We start from the raw sequence: 22841 nt of genomic DNA, 5'->3' as shown, positions 1-22841 counted from the left end.
CCGGCGCCGCGGCTGGCGAGCAGGTCGTCCTCGTTGACCGTCACGTCGCCGCCATTGGCTGCCGGCGTCAGGTCGGTGATGGTCGGCGGCGTGTTGCCGATCGAGATCGTCAGCGTGGTGTGCGAGGTGTCGCCGTCGCCGTCCTTGATGGTGTAGGTGAAGACGTCGTCATGGCCGCCGGCGGTGCCGGCGTCGCGGACATAGGTGTAGGAGCCGTCGGCATTGAGCGTCAGCTTGCCGTAGGTGCCCTGGATGACGGAGCCGACGGTGGCGGCGCTGTCGAGATCGGCATTGGTGTTGCCGGCCGCGACGCCGACCACGGTTGCGCCGTCGGCGCCCTTGGTGTCGGCGCCGGCCGCATTGCCGTCGCTGCCCGCGCCGGTCATGACGTTGCCGCCGATCGAGGCGAACGAGCCCGCAGGCACGGCATCGGTGTCGGCGACCGCGGTCGGCACGTCGTCGACGATGTTGACGGAGAGCGTGCCGGTGGCGTTCTGGCCGTCCTGGTCGGTGAGCGAGACGGTCATGTTCTCGAACAGGCTGTTGGTGCCCTGGCCGGCGGCATGCGCCTCGTTGTCGTTGAGCGTGTAGGTGTAGCTGACGACGCCGGTTGCGGCATTGTAGCCGGTGACGTTGAGCGTGTTGCCGAGCGCCGTGGTGAAGGAGCCGGCGCTGAAGACGCCGTTGGTGATGAAGGCGTGGCCGTCGATGCTGAGCGTGGCGATGCCGTCGGGCGAGGCGATGGTGAAGGTGCCGCCCTGGGTGGTGCTCTCCTTGGAGGTGTCGGAGCCGGCCGATTCACCGGCGCCGCGGCTGGCGAGCAGGTCGTCCTCGTTGACCGTCACGTCGCCGCCATTGGCTGCCGGCGTCAGGTCGGTCACGGTAGGCGGCGTGTTGCCGATCGAGATCGTCAGTGTCGTCGAAGACTGGTTTCCGTCGCCATCCGTCAGCGTGTAGTGGAATACGTCGTCCACCCCGCCCTTCGTCTCCGCGGCGCGGGTGTAAGTGTAGCTGCCGTCCGAGTGCAGCACCAGCGTGCCATACTCGCCGACGATCGACACTCCGGCGCCCGTTACCGTCTGCGCCGATCCCGCGCCGTCCTTGCCATAGGCCGACGTAACGCTCGCGCCGTCGGCGCCCTGGATATCGGCGCCTGTCGCGTTGCCGTCGCTGCCCGCGCCGGTGATGACGTTGCCGTCGATCGACGCGTGTGAGCCCGAAGGCACGGCATCCGTATCCGCAACAGCAGTCGGCGCATCGTCGATGATGTTGATCACGAGGGTGCCGGGAGGTGCGGCATCGCCGTCGGAGTCGGTCACGCCGACCGCGAAGCTCACACTCGTGCCGTCGCCCGAAGTGTTGGTGTTCAGCGTGTAGCTGTAATTGATCGTGCCGGTGCCGGTAGCCGCGTCGAAAGAATAGCTTGCGGTCAGCGAGCCTGTGGCGTCGGTGAAGGTCTGCGCCGCGGAGGTCAGCACATGGCCGCCGAGCGTGACTTGCGCCACGCCGTCCGGCGAGGTGAAGCCAATGGTGCCGGAAGTGGTCTCGGAGGTGTTGGAGTTGTTGCCGGAATCGCCGTCGGCGATCTCGCCGGAACCGGCCGGCAATCCGCCGTGTGGCGGCAGGCCGGCTTCGTTGACGCTCGCTTCGCCAATGGTCCCGATCGACGGCGTGGAGTCCGGCTTAAGCAGGGACGGGAACAGTTCGCGGTTCTCCGGCTGTCCGAACGCCAATGCCGTTGGCGGCAAAAGTGCCGACAGGCCGAAGCCGTCGCCGATCCCGCCAGGCGGCACCGAGAAGTCTCCGCCGGCGCTGCTTGGCGAGCCATTTCCGCCGGCCGAGATCGAGCCGTCGGCGCCGAAGGCGACATCGACATGGCTGGCTTCGAGCGCGGCGATCAGGGCAACGCGCGGCACCTCGACATCGCCGATGATGAAGGTCGGTACGTTGAGCGCGCCGTCCTTGATGACGATCTCGGCGCCGTCCGGCTGCACCAGCACCAGATTGTGCCCGTCGACCTTGATGTCGTCGATCGAGACATTGGCCGGAAGCTTCACGACATTGCCGGCCTCGGCGTGATATTCATGCGCAACGTACGAGGCTGCCGTGTTCGGTGCTGGCGCGTTTCCGGCAGGGGCGTTGGCGGCAGGAGCGTTGCCGTCCGCCGCCGGCTTGGCTGTGCTTTGTGCGTTCTGGGCGTTGCCGTCGCCCTTTGCCGGCGCGCCGCTTCCCACATCGACCGGCACAGGTTCGCCGGCCGCTGCTGCCGTCTGGCCGCCGGAGGCCTGGGCGACTTGGACGCCCGAAATGACACCCGAAATCGGCTGTTCGCCGACAGTCGCGTGCTCGTCCGAGAAATTTGAAACGGCGTCGAATTCGATACTGGTCGTCATAGCTCAAGCCCCCTTCGGCATTTCCCGGCAAGAGACATGCGGGGCTCGAACTTTGCAACGTACCTTCAATCTTTTTGATATACTTGAATATGCATGGATTTGCATTTTTTACACTTGGTAAATCGCAACGATATATCCAATTATATATCTTCAGGAGCGCCGCCGAACCGGCTGGGGAGCGCGGCGGCAGTTCGACAAATTCAAGTATAAATTTGAATAAAATTTGAGACAAAGCAGAATAGATTGATTCGCGGAAACTTACCCACCTTCCTTTCCGATAATTTGAGACAAGATCGGTAGCGTCCACAGTCAAAGGTGGGCGTCATGAAAATACAAAAAGCTGCCTCGTCGGCGTCGAGGGTCAAGGTTCTGCTGCTGGCAATCGGCCTGGCCGGTCTGCCGAATGCGTCGTCGGCCAGCGCAGTCTCCGTCGCAAGTCCCGCCTCTCAAACGCTGCCTGCGCCGGCCGATCTCGGCGGCGTTTCGCTGGCCAGATTGCAGCCATGGCAGCCTGTTGCCGCCTACCGGGTCGGCGGTACCGCCAGTGCCTATGCGCCTCTCGAAGTCCGCCCGGCGGCAAGTTCTGCGAGTGGAGAGGCTACCCCCGGCGTCGATCCGATCCGGATCGACCCGATCCAGGTTGACCCGATTCAGACTGGGGCGATCGTTCCGGGCGTGTTCGGGTCGGTCGCCTTGTCCATGCGCAACTTCCCGGTCGCCGCGCGCTGGGCGCCTGTCTACAAGGCGATTATCGACTGCACGGCCGGAAGTGCCTGCGATCGTGAGAACGCTGCGTTTGGGGAGATCGTCGGCATTGCAGCCAACAAGGCTTTTCGCGACAAGCTGGACTTCGTCAACAGCAGCATCAACCGGCTGATCGCCTATCGCAAGGACAGCGTCGTCTACGGCATGCTCGACTACTGGGCGAAGCCGTCGGAGATCCTCGAGCATCGCGCCGGCGATTGCGAGGATTTCGCGATCCTGAAGATGGCGGCGCTGTTGCGCGCCGGCATCCCGGCGCAGAGCATGTCGCTGGTCGTGTTGCAGGATCGCCGCCGGAAATTCTTCCACGCGGTGCTGTCGGTGAGCACCGGAAGGGGCACCTTCATCCTGGACAGCCTCAGCAACGTTGTGGCGATGGACCGCGATCTTCCCGATTATGTCCCGCTCTATTCCTTCAGCACCGACCGCGCCTGGATCCACGGCACGAAAGCCGGCGCACAGATCGCCGACATCGCCGGCGGTTTCGCGACAGTGGCGCCCGGCGAAGGCGCTTCGCCCGATGTGACGGTCACGTCGGCAGGCTCCGGTTTCGCAACGAAATAGGCGGCTCGCCTCTTTCAACCGTTTGAGACGAACGCCATCAGCAGCTCCGGCTCTGTGACTGGCGCGCGCACCGCGCTGAGCTGGCCCCTGTAGCGGCGCTCGCCGGCGCCGATGACGAAGCCGGTGGTGACGGGTGTCTCGCCATTGGCGTCGAGCCGGGCAAAAACGTCGACGACGTTGAGGTCCAGCGCCAGCTTGAGGTCCTGCCTGCCGTCGTCGCCCGGCGCGTTCGGCAGCTGGCGCCTGACCAATTGCTGGAACGGGGCATTGAAGGTCAGGATCTTTTTCGACGAAGACAGCGCGAAGGCGGGCGAGGGGCAGGCGACCAGGATCGCGTTGATGGTCCGGATCGAAGCGAGCTTGCGCAGTTCCATGCTTTCCTCGGCCAGGCCGCGCATGCATGCGACCCGGATCGCCGATGTGAGATTGCCCTGGTCGGGATGATTTTCGGCGATCTCCGCGACCAGCATGCCGATCGTGCATTTGCGGCTTTCGGCCATCTGCTTCAGCGACACCCAGAAAGCGCGCTCCAAACGGATGCCGCGGCGCACGCCGCCACGCGCCACGACGCGGAACTCCGGGCCGAAATCCTCGGCTGCGAGCGGCGGCAGCAGCCGGTCGCGCGGAGTGTCGGGGCGTGCGGCGCTATCGTTCACTCATCGCCTCCTGGCGCGCCTTGTTGATGGGCTTCAATAGATAGTTGAGGATCGTCTTGCGCCCGGTCTTGATATCGACCGAGCAGATCATGCCGGGGATAATCGAATAAGTCTTGCCGTTCCTTTGCAACGTGGATTTCTCGGTCGCGACGCGCACTTGATAGTAGGGCTCGCCCGTCTTCTGGTCGACCAGGCTGTCGGCGGTGATGTTGGAGACCTTGCCTTCGATGCCGCCGAAGATCGAGAAGTCGTAGGCCGTGACCTTGATCAGCGCGTCCTGGTCCGGCTGGATGAAGGCGACGTCGCGCGGCGAGACCCGCGCCTCGACCAGCAGCGTCTCCGAGGTCGGCACGATGCCGGCCACGACCGCGCCCGGCTGGACGAAAGCGCCGAGCGTGTTGACATCGAGCGTGTTGACGATGCCGTCGACAGGCGAGCGAATATCGGTCCGCGCCACCTTGTCGGTGGCGCCGCGAATGGTTTCGTCCACCACAGAGAGGTCCGCCAGCGCCTGCGTCAAGTCGCTCAATGCTTCCTGCTGCAATTGCAGGCCGAGCTCGTCGACTTGAAGCTGCGCCTCGGTGATGGCCGCCTTGCTCTTCTTGATGGTCTCTCCGGCAAGGTTGAGCTGCCCGCGCAGATCGGTCTGCTCCCGCTCGACGCGAATCTGTTCGGTCCTGGCCATCAGGCCTTTCTTGACCATCGATTCGACGAGCGCCGTTTCCTGGTCGCTGACGGCGAGGCTCTTGGACAGGCGGTCGGAATTGGCGGTTGCCTCGTCCAGTTCCTTCTCGCGCTGATCGAGACGCGACTTCAGCACCGACAGCTTGACTTGGAAGTTGTCCCGGCGCGCAACGAGCAGCTTCTGCTCGTTGTCGCAGATCTCCGGGGCAGTCTTCTGGATGTCGGACGGACAGGGGAACGCGCCCTCGAGATTGCCGCTCTGCTCGAATTTGAGCCTGGCAATGCGCGCCTGCAGCGCCCGCGCCTTGGCCTGCTCCTCACCCAGGCTCGAGGTGTTGCCTGTGTTGTCGAGGCGGATGATCAGATCGTTCTTCCTGACGGTCTGGCCGATCTTGACAGCGATTTCCTGGACGACGCCGGCTTCGCTCGCCTGGATGATCTGCGTCTTGGAAGCGGGGATGACCTTGCCGTCGCCGCGCGCGATCTCATCGACCTCGGCAAAGGATGCCCAGGCGGTGAAGGCCACGAACAGTGCCCCTATGATGTATACGGACGCCGAAGCGAAAAGCGGCGGCCGGTCGTCTTTTGCTAACATTCCCCAACGTCCCGGTCAGGCATTCGCCTTTTGCAATGCCTGGATGACTTGTTCCTTTGCTCCGTCCGCGACCACGCGCCCCTGCTCGATGACGATGAGGCGGTCGACCAACTCCAGCATGCTGTAGCGATGGGTCGATACGATCAGCGTCGTGTTGCGGTCGAACGCCACCTTGAGCTGCCTGATCAACTGCCGTTCCGAGGCCAGGTCCATCGAACCCGACGGCTCGTCCAGGAACACGATTTTCGGCTTGGTCAGCAGCAGCCGCGCGATCGCCACGGCCTGCCTCTGGCCGCCCGACAGATTGGTGCCACGCTCGCCGACATTCATGTCGTAGCCGCGCGGATGGCGAGAGACGAAGTCGTCGACGCCCGCGGCCTTCGCCGCATCGATGATTTCCTCGTCGGTCGCGTCCGGCGCGGCCATCAGGAGGTTTTCCTTGATCGTGCCCGAAAACAGGTCGCCGGCCTGCGCGACGATACCGACCGCGGCACGAACTTCGGACGGGTGGTATTGGCGGATGTCGATGCCGTCGAGCAGCAGTTCTCCGGACGTCGGCAGGAACAGCCGGCCGATTAGGCGCCCCATCGTGGTCTTGCCGGAGCCGATGCGGCCGATGATGCCGATGCGCTCGCCGGGGCGGATTGCAATGTTGAGCCCGTTCAGAACCTCGTTTTCGGTGCCTGGATAGGCGAAGCCGACATTCTTGAACAGCATCGCGCCGCTGCGGATCGGCCGGTTGACGAAGCCAACCGTGTCGGGCCGGTCCTCCGGCTGCGACATGATCGTATTGACGATCCTGAGCGACAGCACGGCTTGCCGGAAGCGGGAGAGTGTGATGGCGATCTGGCCGAGCGGCGCGACCGCGCGGCCCGCCAGCATGACCGTGCCGATAATCGCGCCGGTCGAGACCTGGCCTTCCGAGAAGGCATAGGCGCCGGCAACCACCAGGGCGACGGTGACGAATTGCTGGATGGCGCCGGTGATGTTGCCGGCAGCGGCGGAAAGCTCCTTGATCTTCTCCGAGGTGTTGGCGGCGTTCTTCGAGTGCTCGCCCCATTTGCGCAGCAGATAGGCCTCGGCGCGCAGCGACTTGATCGTCTCCAGCGTGGAAATGGACTCGACCAGGAGCGCCTGGCGCTGGGCAGATTCGTTCATCGAGGCGGCGACCCGCCTGCCGATGCGCCTCTGTGTCACCAGACCGACAATGACGGCGATGACGAAGGCGAGCGCCGGTATGATCACCAGCCAGCCGCCAATAGCGTAGATGACCAGCAGGAAGACGAAGACGAAAACCGTGTCGATGAAGACGCTTATGGTATTCGAGGTGAAGAACTCGCGCACGAACTCATATTGTGTGACACGATTCGCGTATTCGCCGGTCGATCCCGGCCGCGCCGAAAGCGACGAGTTGAGCACTTTCTCGAACAGCAGATAGGAAATCCTGAGATCCGCCTTGCGCCCGGCATAGTCGATAAGCGAGGCACGGGCCGTCTTCAGCAACAGGTCGAACAGGATGGCCGCGCCGATCCCGAGCGCCAGCACCCAGAGCGTCGAGATCGCCTTGTTCGGCAGGATGCGGTCGTAGACGTTCATGGTGAAGATCGGCGAGGCGATCGCCAAGAGGTTGATGAAGACCGCCGACAGCACGACCTTCGAGTAGGTGCGCCAGAACGCCCCCATCGTTCCGGTCAGCCAATGGCGTCTTTCGATCTTCGGCGCCGTGCCGACCGTCATCTCCTCGGCGGTGTTGGCATAGGTGATCGAGAATGAGGCGCCACCGCTGATGTAGCTCTCGGCAAGCTCCGATTTGCCGATCGTGGTGCGGCCGTTTTCCTGCGGCGCCGTGAGGAACTGCCCGGTTTCCGTTTCGGCGAGCAACGCAACCGGCAGTTGGCTGGCGCGGAAGACGATGGCCGGAAGATCGACCCGGCCGCGCACGAAATCGCGATGGTTGAACGCCTGGACCTCGAGACCGATCCGTTCGGCCAGATGCCTGATGTCGTCCGGCTCGATGCGCGTGTCCGAAATCGGCACCCCGGCAAACAGCACGGTCTCGGCGCTCGGCCGGCCGAGATAGGCTGCAATCGCCGAGAAGCAGGCTTTGAAAGCCTCCTTGGGCGAGATGATATTAGGTTGCTGGTTCACGATCCGCCCGAAGGACCAGAGATCGATGCTTACATCGGCTACTTCTTCCTGACCGGCGCGAGGATGTCGAACGGCAGATCGTTCTTCTGCTCCGATGGTGTGCGCGCATAGGTTTCGGTATCGGCTGTCGCCGGCGTGCCGAATTCGCTGCGCGCGTAGGCGGCTGCCTGCTTGGCCGGCTGGATGTTCAGCGTCTTCAGCAACTCCCCGGTCGCGGCCAGCAGCCGGTATTGGGCAAACAGCGACGCGTAGGACGAGGTGTCGGCCAGCGTCGCGGTGTTGAAGCGCGTGTTCTGCGCATCGAGCACGTCGAGCAGCGAGCGCTGTCCGACCTTGAACTGCTCGCGGTAGGAGGCAACCAGCCTTTCGTTGGTTGCTGCCTGCAGGCGCAGCGTCTGCGCAAGTTCCGCCTGGCGGAAGCGGCGGTCCCAAGATGTGCGGACGGCTTCCTCGATCTCGCGCAGCACCTGATGCAGCGCGAGGCGCTGCTCGCTGGTGCGGCGGATCTGCTCCTGCTCGTTGGCTTTGTCGATGCCGCCGCGATAGAGATTCCAGCGCAGCACCACCCGAGCCTGCAGGTCGCTGGTGTCGCCGTCGTCGCCGTCGATGTCATAGCCGCCCCGCGCGACACCCTCGGCGGTGATGGTGGGGCCGTATTTCGCCCGCGCGGCGTCGACCAGCGACGCGGCAGCATCGATGTCGCTGTTGGCCATGTGGACGCGCGGATTGTTCTGTCTGGCAAGCCCGATCGCGTCATCGAGCGAGCGCGGCAGCGCGCCGGCCACATCGGCCGGCCGCGACGGGTTGGTCAGCGGCTTGCCGACATTCTTGAAGAAGCGGATCTTGGCCGCTTCCAGTTCCTCGGTCGCCTCCTGCATCCGCGCCTTGGCGGCGTAAAGCCGCTCCTCGGCCTGCTGCCGGTCGGCATCGTTGAGCGCGCCGCCCGCGATGCCTTGCTTGATGTCGCCGAGTATAGACTGATGGAAGCCGAGGTTCTTCTTCGCTTCGGCGACGATCGACGCCTGCAGCATGTATTCGAGATAGTCCTGGACGACGGCAAGCCCGATGAATTCGGACCGTTCCAACACCCTGAAGGAAGCTCCGTCGACGCGCGAGGCCTGGCGGTTCAATTCGGCCCGTCTCGCGCCACTGTCATAGAGCGTCTGTGAGACGGTGAGGTCCGCTTCGTTTGGATAAAGCGCGTCATGGTCCTCGTCGAGCGCTCGCCGGGAGTCGTTATCCAGACGGCGGACGCCGGTCGACGCTTCGAGATCGACGCTGGGAAGATAGAGCCCTTTCGCCTGGCGCAGCTCGAATTCGATGGCTTCGCGGTTTTCGATCGCCTGCCCAATCTCCGGATTGGATTCGACCGCGACTGCTACAGCTTCCTTGAGCGTGAGTGCGCTGGCGCTTCCGCAAGCCAGCATCGACACCGTCATGGCAAGCGCAAAGCGCCAGCCGACGGTCACTTTACCCGTCCTGGTCATTTCTACCCCGTGACTATCCCCGCGCCTTTTTGTTTTTGTCAGCGCTTATTTCGCCCAAGCCTGCCACCGGAGCTTGCAACGAGTATCTAGCAGATTTTTCGCGGATGGGAGGACTTATTGATTTGGAGCGCTCCAAAAGCACGGATTCCAGCCATTAGTTCCGGCGGATGTAGCAAAAATGGCACAGAAAACGATCCTCGCCGAGGGCGCCGTTCAGTTGAAACCGACCGCGAACACTATTTTCCCTAAATAAACAGTAAGTCCGCACAAAGGAATCGACCGAGGCGTCGCTCACCGTGCCAACTTTGGCGGTCAGATCGGCACTTGGCATGAACCGCGGCATCTGCCCTTCCTCCGGACATGGCCAAGGCTTTGAAACACCTGAAGGTTGCGGATTGCTGCGGGAAATCTGCGCCGGTCCTGCAAGACGTGCGCACGAAATTGCCATGGGTGGCTGGTTTTGTTGGCAAACGGGGATCGTTCCCTGTATTGCGGGCTGAAGCAAAGCATGGACGTTCTTGTATGACAAATGTCGCCCTGACCGGGCTTGCCCGCGATCTCGCCCGGCGCGCCGCCGACGGCCGCCCCGTGCGCATCGGCGTCATCGGTTCCGGCGAGATGGGCACCGATCTGGTGACCCAGGGCATGCTGATGCCGGGCATTTCGATTGCGGCCATTTCCACGCGCCGCCCGCACACGGCTCGCGACGCGATCCGCATCGCCTATGGCGACGATGCAATGGCTGCCGAAGCCGAGACCGCCTCCAAGGTAAGCCAGGCGATAGAAAGCGGCAGGATCGCCATCACCTCGAATGAAATGCTGGTCACCAATCCGCTGATCGACGTCGTCATCGATGCCACCGGTAAACCCGGCGTCGCCGCCGATTTCGACCTGATGGCCATGCAGCATGGCAAGCATCTGGTGATGATGAATGTCGAGGCCGACGTGACCATCGGCTGCTACCTCAAGCAGCAGGCGGATCGGCTCGGCGTCGTCTATTCGGTCGGCGCCGGCGATGAGCCGTCGAGCTGCATGGAGCTGATCGAGTTCGCCTCGGCGCTCGGTTATACCATCGTCTCGGCCGGCAAGGGCAAGAACAACCCGCTCAACCACGACGCCGTTCCCGACGATTATCGGGATGAAGCGCTGCGCCGGAACATGAACCCGCGCATGTTGGTCGAGTTCGTCGACGGCTCCAAGACCATGGTCGAGATGTGCGCCATCGCCAACGCCACCGGCCTGGTGCCCGATGTTCCGGGCATGCACGGTCCGAAAGCCGACCGTGATCAGCTGGCCAAGGTGCTCATCCCGCGCGAGGACGGCGGCATCCTGTCGAAGAAGGGTATCGTCGACTACACGATCGGCAAGGGCGTGGCGCCTGGCGTCTTCGTCATCGTTGAGGCGACGCATCCGCGCGTCGTCGAGCGCATGGACGATCTCCATGTCGGCCACGGCCCTTATTACAGCTTCTTCAGGCCGTACCACCTGACCTCGCTGGAGGTGCCGCTGACCGCAGCCCGCATCATGCTCTACGGCAAACCCGACATGGTGCCGCTGCCTAAACCGGTGGCCGAGGTCTGCGCGGTCGCCAAGCGCGACCTCGCCGCAGGCGAGATCTTCGACGCCATCGGCGAGACCTGCTACCGCTCCTGGACCATGACGGTCGCCGAGGCGCGCGCCAGCCGTGCCGTGCCGGTCGGACTGCTCGAAGGCGGCAAGGTCCTGAAGCCGGTCAGGAAGGGCGAACTCCTGACCGCCGACAACGCCACGCCCGACCAGACGACCAAGCTATTTGCCCTGCGCCAACTGCAGGACGAGATGCTGTATGGCGTGAGGACTACTTCCCCAGCTCTATCGATCTGAGCCGCGCCGCTTCCACCGCGTCGGTCAAAAGCTTCGTCAGCCGGTCTTCGCCCATCAGCACTGCAAGCGCTGCGGCGGTCGTGCCGTTCGGGCTGGTGACCTGCTGGCGCAGCACGCCCGGCTCCTCATCGCTTTCGGCGGCAAGCGAGGCTGCACCATAGACGGTCTGCAGGGCGAGCAGCTTGGCTGTCTCGGCCGGCAAGCCGGCCTTCTCGGCGGCGACCGTCAGCGCCTCGATGAAATGGAAAATATAGGCCGGGCCGGAACCGGAGACCGCGGTCACGGCGTCCATCAGGCTCTCGTCGTCGATCGTCGTCACGACACCGCTCGCCGACAGCAGCTCGGCGACGAAGCGCCTGACATTGTCGGGAACGAGCGGGTTGGAAAACACCACCATCATGCCCTTGCCGATCGCCGCCGGCGTGTTCGGCATGCAGCGCACGATCGGCGCGAGCCCGCCCAGGATCTCCGCGAAGGTCGCGACCGGCGTGCCCGCGGCGATGCTGACGAAGGTGGTCCTGCCGTCGCCGAAGCGCTTGTAGCTTGCCGTCACATCGCGGATGACCTGCGGTTTCACGGCGATGACGACGAGATCGGGCATGGCATCGGCGGGAATTGCGGATGCGTCGGCCGCGGCGCCGCAACCAAGATGTTCGGCTCGCCTGCGCAACTCGGCATTGGGCTCGACCACGAACACCGCCGACGGCTCGAGCTTGCCGGATTTCAGCCAGCCAGAGAGCATCGCGTAACCCATATTGCCGCAACCGGCGAGAACGAGCCTGATGGTCATCGAAACCTCCGCAAAGAGGGCTCTCCTTAGCCGCTCGCGCGGTTGCGGAAAAGTCCAGTCTCAAGGAGATCGATCGGCCAGATCAGTCGGGGCGGCGAGCCGAGAGAGGTCGCAGCGACACTTGTCGTAGGCCAAGCACGCTGCGGCCCTGCCGGCGATTCCGCGAGGCGGTGCGCGTTCTGACCGAAAGCCGCTCGCGCCGCCGCTATTTCTAAAACACCCCGTCTTCGCTAAAAGCGGCCTTCGATAAAAGCAGCCGGTTTCGGGTTTACGGCATCCGACGACGTTTTGACGGGATTGGCCTGTCGAATTTTCGTGAAAATGCCGCGCGGCATTGACCGCTTGCGCGCCGCGTTCGCGTGCCGACTGCTGGATTGAGGATCAGGGCTGCGTGCGAGGCGTGGCCGCGCAACAGTGTTGAAGGTGAATGATGGCCGAAGTGATCGACGGGAAGAGTGTCGCCGCAGACGTGGTATCGAAGGTCAAGGCGCTGACCGCCGAGCTTTCGGCCAAGGGCGCGACCAGGCCCGGTCTGGCGGTGGTGATCGTGGGCGAGGATCCGGCAAGCCAGGTCTACGTCGCCTCGAAGTCGCGCACGGCCAAGGAGTGCGGCTTCCATTCGCTCCAGCACACGCTGCCGGCTGAGACGACCGAAGAGCAGCTGTTGAAGACCATCGGCGATCTCAACGCCGACCCGTCGATCCACGGCATCCTCGTGCAACTGCCGCTGCCCGGCCATATCGATGCCGGCAAGGTCATCCAGACGATCGCGCCGGAAAAGGATGTCGACGGCTTCCACTTCATCAATGTCGGCAAGCTCGGCACCGGCGAGCTCGAGACGGCGTTCGTGCCCTGCACGCCCGCCGGCTCGATGCTGTTGATCCAGCGCGTGCGCGGCAAGGACCTTTCCGGCCTCAATGCAGTCGTCGTCGGCCGCTCCAACATCGTCGGAAAGCCGATGGCCAATCTGCTGCTCGCCGCCAACTGCACCGTCACCATTGCCCATAGCCGTACCAAGGACCTGCCGGCGCTGGCGCGCACCGCCGATATCCTGGTCGCCGCCGTCGGCCGTCCCGAAATGATCAAGGGTGATTGGGTGAAGCCCGGCGCCACCGTTATCGATGTCGGCATCAACCGCATTCCGGCGCCGGAGAAGGGCGAAGGCAAGTCGCGGCTGGTCGGCGACGTGGTCTATGCCGAAGCGGCCGGGGTCGCCGGCGCCATCACGCCGGTCCCCGGCGGCGTCGGACCGATGACCATTGCCATGCTGATGGCCAACACTGTAGCTTCCGCCTACCTCGCGGCTGGATTGAGGCGGCCGTCCTTCTGATCGGAAAGCAGCATCCTTGCCGAATCTTACTGCTCCTGTTGAACGGCCGGTCATGAGCGATCCCGTTCAGGGCGGGCGGCAGTTCGGCTTCCTGCTGGTCGACAAGTTTTCGATGTTCTCGCTGGCGGCGGCGATCGATTGCTTCCGCTCGGCCAACCGTCTGCTCGGCCGCGATTATTACGGCTGGACGACGATATCGGCGGATGGCGACGCGGTCATGGCTTCCAACGGCCTTCCGCTCAAGATCGACTATTCAGTCGCCGACATGCCGCCGGTCGATATCCTGTTCGTCTCGGTCGGGCTCACCACCGAGTTCCCCGGCAAGAGCAAGGTGCTGGCGGCGCTGCGCAGCTGGGGCCGCCGCGGCAACGCGCTCGGCGCGCTCTCGGTCGGCTCCTATCTGCTCGCCGAGGCCGGCCAGCTCGACGGCTACCGGTGCACTATCCACTGGGAAAACCGCGCCGGCTTCATGGAGCGTTTTCCGGACATCAACTGCACCGGCAACGTTTTCGAGATCGATCGCAAGCGCTACACCTGCGCCGGCGGCACCACCTCGATCGATCTGATGCTGGAGATCGTGCGCGGCGATTTCGGCTCCAACCTCGCCAATGGCGTCGCCAACCAGTTCCAGCACGAGCGCATCCGCTCGGCCGGTGACCGCCAGCGCGTCGGACCTGAGCGCGACCTCACCGGCAAGTCGGAGAAGCTGAGACGTATCGTTGAGCTGATGGCCGACCATCTCGATGAGCCTTTGTCGGCGGTGCAGCTTGCCAAGTCGGCGGGCCTGTCGGTGCGCCAGGTCGAGCGCCTGTTCCTGCGCCATCTCAACGTGACGCCGGGCCGCTACTACATGCGGCTCAGGCTCGAGCGGGCGCGCGAATTGCTGCGCCAGACCAATATGCCGATCCTCGACGTCGCGATCGCCACCGGCTTCACCTCCCACTCCTATTTCGCGCAAAGCTACCGGCTGCAGTTCGGCCGTCCGCCGTCGGAAGAGCGCCGAACCACCTATTGAGCGACTTGCCGGCCATCGGACTTGTCTGCAAAGCCCGGCTCAAATAGCTTTCCCGGCGCGGACGGGGGTTCACTCAGGAGATTTTCATGGCGGGACTGGCACGGAGCGTTGCTGCGGCGATCCTCCTTTTGTCGATGACCACCTTTGGCTTTGCCGCCAACAAGGTCATCATCATTCTCGATGCATCCGGCTCCATGTGGGCCCAGATAGACGGCAAGCCGAAGCTCGAGATCGCGCGCGAATCGCTGCGCACGGTGCTGCAGTCGGTGCCGGGCGACGACGAGATCGGCTTCATGGCCTACGGGCATCGCCAGAAAGGCAGCTGCGCGGACATCGAGCTGATCGTGCCGCCGCAGGCGGGTTCGGCGAGCGCGATCTCGGCGGCCGCCGACAGCATGAAATTCCTCGGCAAGACGCCGCTGACGGCGGCCGTCAAGCAGGCCGCCGAAGCGCTGAAATACACCGAGGACAAGGCCACGGTCGTTCTCATCACCGACGGTCTTGAGACCTGCGGTGGCGATCCGTGCGCGCTCGGCAAGGAGCTGAAGGAGACCGGCGTCGACTTCACCGCCGACGTAGTCGGCTTCGGCCTGACCGCCGACGAAGGCAGGCAGATCGCCTGCCTCGCCGAGAACACCGGCGGAAAATACATCCAGGCCTCCGATGAGAAGGCATTGCAGCAAGCGCTGGTCGAGACCGTCGCGGCGCCGGCGCCCGCGCCAGAGCCTGCTCCGGCCCCGGCGCCGGCGCCTGCACCCGAACCCGCCAAGCCTGAATTCAACTTCATGCCGAGCGTCGTCATGGCTGAAGGCGGCGATGCCATCACCGACGGCAATGCCTGGGAGATCTACAAGGCCAAGTCCGACGCCTCGCGCGGCGATCAGGTCATGACCGAGTATGGCGAACTCAAGATCAATCTCGAGCCGGGCGATTACATTGTCGTCGGTCGCGCCGACGAGGCAAGGAGCGAGCAGAAGATCAAGATCGAAGCCGGCCAGACCTACAGCCCGTTGTTCACGCTGAACGCCGGAACCTTGGTTATCCACCCGCATGCGAGCCAGGGCTCGGAGATCAGCGGCGAGGCGCGTGTCGACTTCGCCTATCCGGGCGGCAGCACGACCCACTATGGCGACACCAAGGCCACCGTGCCCGCCGGCGAGCAAAAGGTGACGGTGCAGATCGGCGCCGGCACGGTGACCGAAACCATCCAGCTTGCCGCCGGACAGACGGTCGAGAAGGATATCGTGGTCGGCGTCGGCCATGCCGTGCTTAACGCCTACTACACCGCCGGCGGCGACAAGGCCGACAATTCCGGCATCGGCTTCGAGATCGTCAAGGCGAAGAAGAAGATCGACGGTTCGCGTGAAAGCGTGGAGCACTCCTACGGTCCGGACAGCAAGTTCTGGCTGCCGCCGGACGACTATGTCGCGCTAACCACGCTCGATCTCGCCGTTGTCGAACAGCCCTTCAGCATCAAGGCCGGCGACAACCAGGATGTGAAGGTGGCTCTCGGCGCCGGCGTGCTGGCAATGTCGGCGCCCGGCGCCTATTCGATCGAGGTGTTCTCGTCAAAGAAGGATGCTGAGGGCAAGCGCAAGTCGCTCGGCCTGACCTATGGCGACAGCTGGCAACAGACTATCCCCGCCGGCGACTATGTCGTCGTGCGGCACATGTCCGATCAGGGCCAGGACAAGGAAATGCCGGTGACGATCAAGGCCGGTGAGCGGAGCGAGATCACCGTTCAGTAGGCATCGCCGTCCGCAAACGAACGAAAAAGGGTAACCGCTGTTTTGCCCCCCACGTTGCCCGCTGACGCCTGATCTGTGATCAAGGTTCCATGGATGAGCGAGAAGCAGTTTCTCCATGGACACGACATTGGAGGTTCTCACGACACGGCGGGGCCGACGTGAGGCGCATCGCCAATGGCCGGATGAGGTCAAGGCACAGATCGTTTCGGAGGGCTTGCGTCCGGGCGTGACGGTGAACGAAGTAGCGGAGCGCCACGGGCTGGAGGCCAACCATCTGTCGTCCTGGCGAACGCTGGCCCGGCAGGGCAACCTAGTTTTGCGTGCGCCAGAGGAGATCTGCAAACTCAATGCTGTTGACCCGCAGGCCTACTTGACCACCACGCTTACCGCCATCGTCAACGGCCACAAGCGGAGGCGGATCGATGAGCTGCTGCCTTGGAACGATCCGCTTGAGTAACGCGTGCACAAAAATCGGGCCGGGCCGAAGCGGACAACCCTGGTTAGAGCGTCATAGCTTGACCAGTTGCTTGCCGAAGTTCTCTCCCTTCAACATCCGAACGAAAGCGTGGGGCACGGTCTCGATCCCTTCCGCAACATCTTCCCGTGTCTGAAGCAGTCCCTGTTTGTACCATGACAGCAGATCGGCAATCGCGGTCTCGTATTCTCCTTCGTGGTCGTCGAGCAAGAACCCTTCTATGCGCGCACGGGTGATTAGTGTCCTTCTGAGATGCCTGACACCGATATCAGGCTGGTCAAACCGGTTGGCCAAGGCAATAGTCCCGACAACCACCACCCTGCCAAAGATGTTGAGGTTTAACATGGCTGCATCGTGAATCGGCCCGGCGGTGTTGTCGATAAAGACATCGACGCCGCTAGGGCATGCGGTCGCGACATCTGCCACGAGATCAGCGGAGCGTCGATGATTGACTCCAGTCCGATATCCAAGCTCCCTGCACCATTCCAGCTTCTCGTCCGAACCCGCAACAGCGACTGGGTCGAACCCTTTGATCCGCGCGATCTGTCCCGCAATCTGCCCCACAGCTCCTGAAGCGGCAGAGATCAACACCGTTTCCCCCACCTTCGGAGTTGCGGTTTTGAGGAGGGCAAAGTAGGCGGTGAGACCGGGCATGCCAAGATAGCTCAGTACGGCCTGAATCGGAGCGTCGGTTGTCGTCACGGGCTTGGCTGACGCGGCCGGGATCACGCTGAACGGCTGCCAACCAAAATGATCGCTCATCACGAGGTCGCCTGGCTTGAAGTCTGGAGACTCAGACGTAATTACCTCGCCAATTCCGCCGCCACACATTAGATCGCCAATTCTAAAACCAGCAGCATAATTCTTCGCGGGGCTGATCCGACCGCGCATATAGGGATCGACGGAGAGCCACAGAGTTTTCACCAGCAGCTCACCATCCGCAGCCTCGGGAATTGAACGCTCCTCCAGGCTCCAGTTCTCGACGGAGGGCATTGCGGAAGGGTAGCTGCGAAGTATCCAGCTAGGATTTTTGGACATGTCCGTCTCCTCAATTTGAGCGTTCGCCCCATTGATGCATGATTTCGGCTTCCGTGTTAAAGAGCGCACGGTGAGAGACATTATTTTGAATTTCGGAAGAATGGCGGATGGATATGATCGAGGCCATGAAGGTAGCCGTGGCAGTCGCCAGGCATAACAGCTTCTCTTCTGCGAGCCGGGATTTGCGCCTTTCCGCTGCCTCGGTAAGCCGCATTGTGGCAGACTTGGAGACCGATCTCGGCGTACGTCTCTTTAACCGCACCACCAGGCAGATCAATCTGACGGATGCCGGGATGGAGTTCGTGCAAAAGAGCACCGGCCTCCTGGAGGAGCTTGATCAGATGCGGAGCGCAGTACGCGAACGCCACGAAACCCCTCGCGGCCAACTCCACGTCTCCTGCGTAACGGCGTTTGGTAATGAGTGCCTGGCACCAGCGGTTCCTGAGTTCGTGCGACGGTTCCCGCAGCTCGATGTCTCAATCGACCTTGGCAATCGTTTGGTTGATCTCATTGGCGAGCACTTCGATGTCGCCATCCGGGTAGGACCGTTGAACGATTCATCCCTGATTGCGCAGAGGATTTTCACGCAGAGGATCGTGTTCGTCGCGACACCCCAGTTTTGCCAGCAATATGGGACACCCAGGACCTTGGACGAGATCAGGGCGTGCCCATCCGTTACTCAGGTCAGCGGGGAATGGGGGCGCGTTCATAAGTTTTCGCATCAAGGAAAGGTCATTGACTTCGAAGTGCCGCAGCAATTGACAATGAACTCAGCGCGAGCGGTGAGAAACGCCTGCCTAGCGGGAGGGGGGTACTCCCTCTTGGGCGATTTCATGGTCGCCCAGGATATAGCGGAGAACCGCCTCGTGCGGCTGCTGCCGGATCATGAACCCATGGAGCAACCGATCTTCGCCTTCTACGCTCAGCGACGTCACACCCCACGTAAAGTCAGGGTGTTTATTGATTATTTGGCGGAGGTCTTCAGTGGCAAGAATACCTCGTGAGACCTCTTGTCTAGGTGCCGATGGCACACCGCTTACGACAAAGGGCGGCTCCGAGCGGCGGCTCAGAGCCGCTCTTTTTTTAGCAGATTGACGTTAGGCATTTGCGAAGGCGGCGGCGCCGTGGTCGGCGCGGCCGACCAGTTGGCGAAAGCCGGCGAACAGCTCGCGGCCGAAGCCGAACTCGTTGCCGATCAGGTCGGCATCCGCCGTGCGGCGCAGCGCGAACTCCGTTCCCGGCACCAGCACCTCCAGCGTGCCTGCATCGGCGTCGAGGCGAATGATGTCGCCGTCATGGATCCTGGCGATCGGCCCGTCCTCGACCGCTTCCGGCGTCACATGGATCGCCGCCGGCACCTTGCCGGAAGCACCCGACATGCGCCCGTCGGTCACCAGCGCGACGCGCTGGCCGCGATCCTGCAGCACGCCGAGCACGGTGGTCAGCTTGTGCAGTTCCGGCATGCCGTTGGCCTTCGGCCCCTGGAAGCGGATCACGGCGACGAAGTCGCCGGTCAGCGTGCCCGACTTGAAAGCTTCGTTCAGCCCCTGCTGGCTGTCGAACACCTTGGCCGGCGCCTCGATGACGCGCCGTTCGGGCTTGACCGCAGAGGTCTTGATCACGGCATGGCCGAGGTTGCCGGCAAGCACCTTCAGTCCGCCGGTCGGCTGGAACGCCTTCTTGAACGGCGCCAGCACCTTCTCGTCGCCGCTCTCGAGCGGCGCCGCTTCACGCACGACGCTGCCGTCGGCGCCGAGCTTTGCCTCGACAGCATAGGGCCGCAGGCCTTCGCCCCAGACCGTCTGCACGTCCTCGTGCAGCAAGCCTTCGTCGAGCAACTCGCGGATCAGGAAGCCGAGCCCGCCGGCGGCGTGGAAATGGTTCACGTCGGCGAGTCCGTTCGGGTAGACGCGGGCGAGCAGCGGCACGGCCTCCGACAGGTCGGAGATGTCCTGCCAGGTAAGCGAAATTCCGGCTGCCGCGGCCATGGCGATGAGGTGGATGGTGTGGTTGGTCGAGCCGCCGGTCGCGTGCAGGCCGACCACGCCGTTGACGATCGAGCGCTCGTCGATCATGCGCCCGACCGGCGTATAGGCATTGCCGAGCGCGGTGATCGCCAGCGCGCGCTTCGCCGCCTCCCTGGTCAGCGCGTCGCGCAGCGGCGTACCCGGGTTGACGAAGGAGGCGCCGGGCGTGTGCAGGCCCATGATCTCCATCAACATCTGGTTGGAATTGGCGGTGCCGTAGAAGGTGCAGGTGCCCGGCCCGTGATAGGATTTGGACTCCGCCTCGAGCAGCTCGGCGCGGCCCGCCTTGCCCTCGGCGTAGAGCTGCCGGACCTTGGCCTTCTCGTCGTTCGGCAGGCCCGACGTCATCGGCCCGGCGGGGATGAAGACCGCCGGCAGGTGCCCGAAGGTGAGCGCCGCGATCACCAGCCCGGGCACGATCTTGTCGCAGACGCCGAGGAAGACGGCGGCGTCGAACATGTTGTGCGAAAGGCCGATCGCCGCTGCCATGGCGATCACGTCGCGCGAGAACAGCGACAGTTCCATGCCTGGCTGGCCTTGCGTGACGCCGTCGCACATTGCCGGCACGCCGCCGGCGACCTGGGCGATGCCGCCCGCTTCGCGTGCCGCGGCCTTGATAAGCGCCGGAAAGGTCTCGAACGGCTGATGCGCCGACAGCATGTCGTTGTAGGAGGTGATGATGCCGAGGTTGGGCACGCGATCGCCGCCGAGCGCGACCTTCTCCGATGGGCTGCAGACGGCAAAGCCGTGGGCGAGGTTGCCGCAGGAGAGCACCGCGCGGTTGGCGGCGCGTCCCGACGCCTCCGCGATGCGGCCGAGATAGGCTTCGCGGTCGGCTTTCGAACGTTGGCGGATGCGTTCCGTGATGGCTTCGATGTCGCGTCTGGCTGTCATGGCTGGTCCTTTCGGGCCCCGGAAAACGTCCTCCCACAGCCTCCGGGGCTGTTCCTTTGCTGAAATCAGGGTGCCCAGAACACCTCTACCGGTATCGGCGCCGCCTCGAGCACGTTGCGGACGGGCTTTTTCATGCCCGCTCCCATCGCGCCGTCGAAGGCGATGCGCTTATCCTCTCCCTCGATGTGGAGCGCGATGAAACCGGCGGCAACGATCCGCGCCATCGACAGTGTCAGCCGCGGCTCGCCGGCGCTTTGCGCATGCACGGGCAGCACGATGCGCGGGGAGGACGGGTCGATGAGCTCGGCGAGATTGCGGGCATCGGGAAAGAAGGAGGCCGTGTGCCCGTCGGCACCCATACCAAGCACCACCACATCCAGAGGCCAGGGCAATGATTGCAGGGCCTCGCTGTCCGACGCCGCTGCGTCCTCGATGGTCGCCGCCTCATGGTAGAGCGGCACGAAGCGCGCTGCCGCTGCCTTGTTCTGGAGCAGGTTGGCCGCCACCAGCCCGGCATTCGAGCGCGGCGAGGAGGGCGGCACGAAACGTTCGTCGACCAGCGTCACGGTGACCTTGTCCCAGGCGATCGGGATTAAAGAGAGCGCGGCGAAAAACTTTGCCGGCGTCGTGCCGCCGGATACGGCGAGGAATGCGGTGCCGCGGTCGGTGATCGCCTTGGTCAGGCGGGCGGCGACGTGGCCGGCAAGGGCCGCCGCCAGCTGCTGGCGGTCGGCAAAGCCGTTCCAGGCGTAAGCGGCCCCGCTCAATTGCTCTCGTGCCATGTCCGTCCGTCACGTTCGATGAGCGCGATGGAGGCCGACGGACCCCAGGTGCCGGCCGTATAGCCCTGCGCTTCCTGCCTAGCGCTTTCCCAGGCGTTCTGGATGGGATCGATCCACTTCCAGGCCGCCTCGACCTCGTCGCGACGCATGAACAGCGTCTGGTTGCCGCGCACCACATCCATGATCAGCCGCTCGTAGGCGTCCGGCGCGCGGCTGTGGAAGGACTGCGCGAAGCTCATGTCGAGCGAGATCTGGCGCAGCCGCATGCCGCCCGGCCCCGGATCCTTGATCATGATGTACTGCTTGACGCCTTCGTCCGGCTGCAGCCTGATCACCAGCTGGTTGGCGAAGATCGGCCCGGCGCTGTCGCCGAAGATGGAATAGGGGATCGGCTTGAATTCGATGACGATTTCCGAAACGCGGGTCGCCAGCCGCTTGCCGGTCCTGAGATAGAAAGGAACGCCGGCCCAGCGCCAGTTGCCGATCTCGGCTTTGAGGGCGACGAAGGTCTCGGTGTTGCTGTCCTTGCCGAGTTCCTCCACATAACCCTTGACCGGCCCGCCGGCGGAGGCGCCGGCGCGATACTGGCCGCGCACCGTGTGTTTCGGCGCCTCGTTGCCGTTGATGCGCTTCAGCGCCCGCAGCACCTTCAGCTTCTCGTCGCGCACGGCGTCCGCGTCCATCGAGGACGGTGTTTCCATGGCAACCAGGCAAAGCAGCTGCAGGATGTGGTTCTGCACCATGTCTCGCAGCGCGCCGGCTTTGTCGTAGTAGGTGACGCGGTCCTCGAGACCCACGGTCTCGGCCACGGTGATCTGCACATGATCGATATGGGCGGAGTTCCACAGCGGCTCATAAAGCGCGTTGGCAAAGCGCAGCGCCATCAGGTTCTGCACCGTTTCCTTGCCGAGATAGTGATCGATGCGGAAGATCTGGCTTTCGTGGAAATCGTCACCCACGGCGTCGTTGAGCGCTCGTGCCGAGGCGAGGTCACGGCCGATCGGCTTCTCCAGCACGATGCGCGAGTTCGGGGTGATCAGCTTGTGTTCCTTGAGCTGATGCGAGATGTCGCCGAACAGCGCCGGCGCCACCGCAAGGTAGAAGGCGCGGATGCGGTCGCTGTCGCCGATGGCCTTCTTGAGCTTGTCGAAGCCGACGCCGGAGGTGGCGTCCGCCGAGACATAGGAAAGCCGAGCAAGAAATGTGTCCAGTTCCTTCGGCTCGATGTCGGCCGGATTCACATGGTCCGATATCGCTTTCTTGGCGAAGGTCTGGAACTCGGCATCGCTCATCTTCGCGCGCGACGTGCCGATGATGCGCGTCGGCTCCGAAAATTGGTGGTCGCGCTGGCGGTGGTAGAGCGAGGGCAGAAGCTTGCGCTCCGACAGGTCGCCGGTACCGCCGAAGATGATGAAGTCGAAAGGCTCGACAGGGATGATCTGGCTGGTCATGGTCAGTCCGGTTTGATGCCGCTAGCCGGTAGCGGGGCTGATATATTCTAATCGATTTAAATCGTCCAGTGTCATGGTGTCACATCCGAGACCAATCGCTGGACAATCGATTGGGCCCAAATGCGGCCTTGACACTGGC

General features: G+C 63.6%; 16 protein-coding genes and 2 pseudogenes. 8 read left to right on the top strand and 10 right to left on the bottom strand.

Annotated elements, in window-relative coordinates; genetic code table 11:
- On the bottom strand, positions 1 to 2393 hold a 2393-nt coding region (locus tag P9254_RS22400), incomplete at its 3' end, for a beta strand repeat-containing protein (RefSeq protein WP_278103901.1).
- Between the two features lie 324 nt (positions 2394 to 2717).
- Here P9254_RS22400 and P9254_RS22395 point away from each other — a divergent pair.
- Entirely contained in the window at positions 2718 to 3719 is a 1002-nt protein-coding gene (locus tag P9254_RS22395; protein WP_278055359.1) for a transglutaminase-like cysteine peptidase, read from the top strand.
- Positions 3720 to 3733: 14 nt separating this feature from the next.
- Here P9254_RS22395 and P9254_RS22390 read toward each other — a convergent pair whose 3' ends face one another.
- Genes P9254_RS22390 through P9254_RS22375 form a run of 4 tightly spaced genes read right to left on the bottom strand, consistent with a single transcriptional unit; the run spans position 3734 to position 9289 of the window.
- Positions 3734 to 4375 (bottom strand): ribbon-helix-helix domain-containing protein, encoded by a 642-nt coding sequence (locus P9254_RS22390; RefSeq protein ID WP_067327220.1) that lies wholly within the window; start codon positions 4373 to 4375, stop codon positions 3734 to 3736.
- Entirely contained in the window at positions 4365 to 5654 is a 1290-nt protein-coding gene (locus P9254_RS22385) for an HlyD family type I secretion periplasmic adaptor subunit (RefSeq protein ID WP_066989331.1), read from the bottom strand. Before P9254_RS22385 ends, P9254_RS22390 begins: the two co-directional genes overlap by 11 nt.
- Positions 5655 to 5669: 15 nt before the next feature.
- Complete coding sequence (locus tag P9254_RS22380) at positions 5670 to 7802, bottom strand: type I secretion system permease/ATPase (RefSeq protein WP_082953988.1); 2133 nt, start codon at positions 7800 to 7802, stop codon at positions 5670 to 5672.
- Positions 7803 to 7840: 38 nt separating this feature from the next.
- Entirely contained in the window at positions 7841 to 9289 is a 1449-nt protein-coding gene (locus tag P9254_RS22375) for a TolC family protein (RefSeq protein WP_278055358.1), read from the bottom strand.
- 522 nt (positions 9290 to 9811) lie between these two features.
- Between P9254_RS22375 and P9254_RS22370 the strand changes: the two genes are divergently transcribed.
- Positions 9812 to 11152: an NAD(P)H-dependent oxidoreductase gene (locus tag P9254_RS22370; RefSeq protein WP_095832237.1), complete on the top strand. Its 1341-nt coding sequence runs from the start codon at positions 9812 to 9814 to the stop codon at positions 11150 to 11152.
- Here P9254_RS22370 and proC read toward each other — a convergent pair.
- Positions 11127 to 11942, bottom strand: coding sequence for a pyrroline-5-carboxylate reductase (proC, locus tag P9254_RS22365; protein ID WP_067327223.1), 816 nt, complete (start codon positions 11940 to 11942; stop codon positions 11127 to 11129). The genes P9254_RS22370 and proC overlap by 26 nt on opposite strands.
- A 430-nt stretch (positions 11943 to 12372) precedes the next feature.
- Between proC and folD the strand changes: the two genes are divergently transcribed.
- The 5 genes and pseudogenes from folD to P9254_RS22340 all read left to right on the top strand — a co-directional run.
- On the top strand, positions 12373 to 13272 hold the full coding sequence (gene folD / locus P9254_RS22360; protein WP_278055356.1) for a bifunctional methylenetetrahydrofolate dehydrogenase/methenyltetrahydrofolate cyclohydrolase FolD: 900 nt from the start codon (positions 12373 to 12375) through the stop codon (positions 13270 to 13272).
- A 52-nt stretch (positions 13273 to 13324) separates the two neighbouring features.
- Positions 13325 to 14287 carry a GlxA family transcriptional regulator gene (locus P9254_RS22355; protein WP_278055354.1) on the top strand — a complete coding sequence of 321 codons (963 nt, stop codon included), beginning with the start codon at positions 13325 to 13327 and terminating at the stop codon, positions 14285 to 14287.
- An 86-nt stretch (positions 14288 to 14373) separates the two neighbouring features.
- The gene (locus tag P9254_RS22350) at positions 14374 to 16035 is read left to right on the top strand and encodes a vWA domain-containing protein (RefSeq protein ID WP_278055353.1); all 1662 of its coding nucleotides are present in this window, start codon (positions 14374 to 14376) and stop codon (positions 16033 to 16035) included.
- A gap of 115 nt (positions 16036 to 16150) precedes the next feature.
- Positions 16151 to 16357 (top strand): annotated as a pseudogene (locus tag P9254_RS22345) (transposase); the annotation flags it as partial.
- A gap of 9 nt (positions 16358 to 16366) precedes the next feature.
- Positions 16367 to 16492: pseudogene (locus tag P9254_RS22340) on the top strand (transposase domain-containing protein); the annotation flags it as partial.
- 51 nt (positions 16493 to 16543) lie between these two features.
- On the opposite strand, the gene P9254_RS22335 reads toward P9254_RS22340, so the two are convergent.
- The gene (locus P9254_RS22335; protein WP_278055352.1) at positions 16544 to 17548 is read right to left on the bottom strand and encodes an NADP-dependent oxidoreductase; all 1005 of its coding nucleotides are present in this window, start codon (positions 17546 to 17548) and stop codon (positions 16544 to 16546) included.
- 107 nt (positions 17549 to 17655) lie between these two features.
- Between P9254_RS22335 and P9254_RS22330 the strand changes: the two genes are divergently transcribed.
- Positions 17656 to 18552 carry a LysR family transcriptional regulator gene (locus P9254_RS22330; protein ID WP_278055351.1) on the top strand — a complete coding sequence of 299 codons (897 nt, stop codon included), beginning with the start codon at positions 17656 to 17658 and terminating at the stop codon, positions 18550 to 18552.
- 93 nt (positions 18553 to 18645) lie between these two features.
- On the opposite strand, the gene edd is transcribed toward P9254_RS22330, so the two are convergent.
- The 3 genes from edd to zwf form a co-directional block, all read right to left on the bottom strand.
- Positions 18646 to 20469 carry a phosphogluconate dehydratase gene (gene edd, locus P9254_RS22325; RefSeq protein WP_278055349.1) on the bottom strand — a complete coding sequence of 608 codons (1824 nt, stop codon included), beginning with the start codon at positions 20467 to 20469 and terminating at the stop codon, positions 18646 to 18648.
- Positions 20470 to 20534: 65 nt separating this feature from the next.
- Positions 20535 to 21251 carry a 6-phosphogluconolactonase gene (gene pgl, locus P9254_RS22320; RefSeq protein WP_278055347.1) on the bottom strand — a complete coding sequence of 239 codons (717 nt, stop codon included), beginning with the start codon at positions 21249 to 21251 and terminating at the stop codon, positions 20535 to 20537.
- Positions 21233 to 22702, bottom strand: a complete 1470-nt coding sequence (gene zwf, locus P9254_RS22315; protein WP_095801102.1) for a glucose-6-phosphate dehydrogenase — start codon at positions 22700 to 22702, stop codon at positions 21233 to 21235. The genes pgl and zwf overlap by 19 nt, the downstream gene beginning before the upstream one ends.
- Positions 22703 to 22841 lie beyond the last annotated feature (139 nt).

It is taken from the genome of Mesorhizobium sp. WSM4983, from assembly GCF_029625765.1.
GTDB lineage: Bacteria > Pseudomonadota > Alphaproteobacteria > Rhizobiales > Rhizobiaceae > Mesorhizobium.
Note: the sequence above shows the minus strand (reverse complement) of the source record. Positions and strands in the feature narration are given on the sequence as shown.

What these genes read in the sequence shown, in the direction of transcription:
- P9254_RS22335 (WP_278055352.1), bottom strand. Translation starts at nt 17,548, where the DNA reads ATGTCCAAAAATCCTAGCTGGATACTTCGCAGCTACCCTTCCGCAATG.
- P9254_RS22355 (WP_278055354.1), top strand. Translation starts at nt 13,325, where the DNA reads ATGAGCGATCCCGTTCAGGGCGGGCGGCAGTTCGGCTTCCTGCTGGTC.
- P9254_RS22375 (WP_278055358.1), bottom strand. Translation starts at nt 9,289, where the DNA reads ATGACCAGGACGGGTAAAGTGACCGTCGGCTGGCGCTTTGCGCTTGCC.
- P9254_RS22385 (WP_066989331.1), bottom strand. Translation starts at nt 5,654, where the DNA reads ATGTTAGCAAAAGACGACCGGCCGCCGCTTTTCGCTTCGGCGTCCGTA.
- pgl (WP_278055347.1), bottom strand. Translation starts at nt 21,251, where the DNA reads ATGGCACGAGAGCAATTGAGCGGGGCCGCTTACGCCTGGAACGGCTTT.
- proC (WP_067327223.1), bottom strand. Translation starts at nt 11,942, where the DNA reads ATGACCATCAGGCTCGTTCTCGCCGGTTGCGGCAATATGGGTTACGCG.
- folD (WP_278055356.1), top strand. Translation starts at nt 12,373, where the DNA reads ATGGCCGAAGTGATCGACGGGAAGAGTGTCGCCGCAGACGTGGTATCG.
- P9254_RS22350 (WP_278055353.1), top strand. Translation starts at nt 14,374, where the DNA reads ATGGCGGGACTGGCACGGAGCGTTGCTGCGGCGATCCTCCTTTTGTCG.
- P9254_RS22330 (WP_278055351.1), top strand. Translation starts at nt 17,656, where the DNA reads ATGGATATGATCGAGGCCATGAAGGTAGCCGTGGCAGTCGCCAGGCAT.
- P9254_RS22370 (WP_095832237.1), top strand. Translation starts at nt 9,812, where the DNA reads ATGACAAATGTCGCCCTGACCGGGCTTGCCCGCGATCTCGCCCGGCGC.
- edd (WP_278055349.1), bottom strand. Translation starts at nt 20,469, where the DNA reads ATGACAGCCAGACGCGACATCGAAGCCATCACGGAACGCATCCGCCAA.
- P9254_RS22395 (WP_278055359.1), top strand. Translation starts at nt 2,718, where the DNA reads ATGAAAATACAAAAAGCTGCCTCGTCGGCGTCGAGGGTCAAGGTTCTG.
- zwf (WP_095801102.1), bottom strand. Translation starts at nt 22,702, where the DNA reads ATGACCAGCCAGATCATCCCTGTCGAGCCTTTCGACTTCATCATCTTC.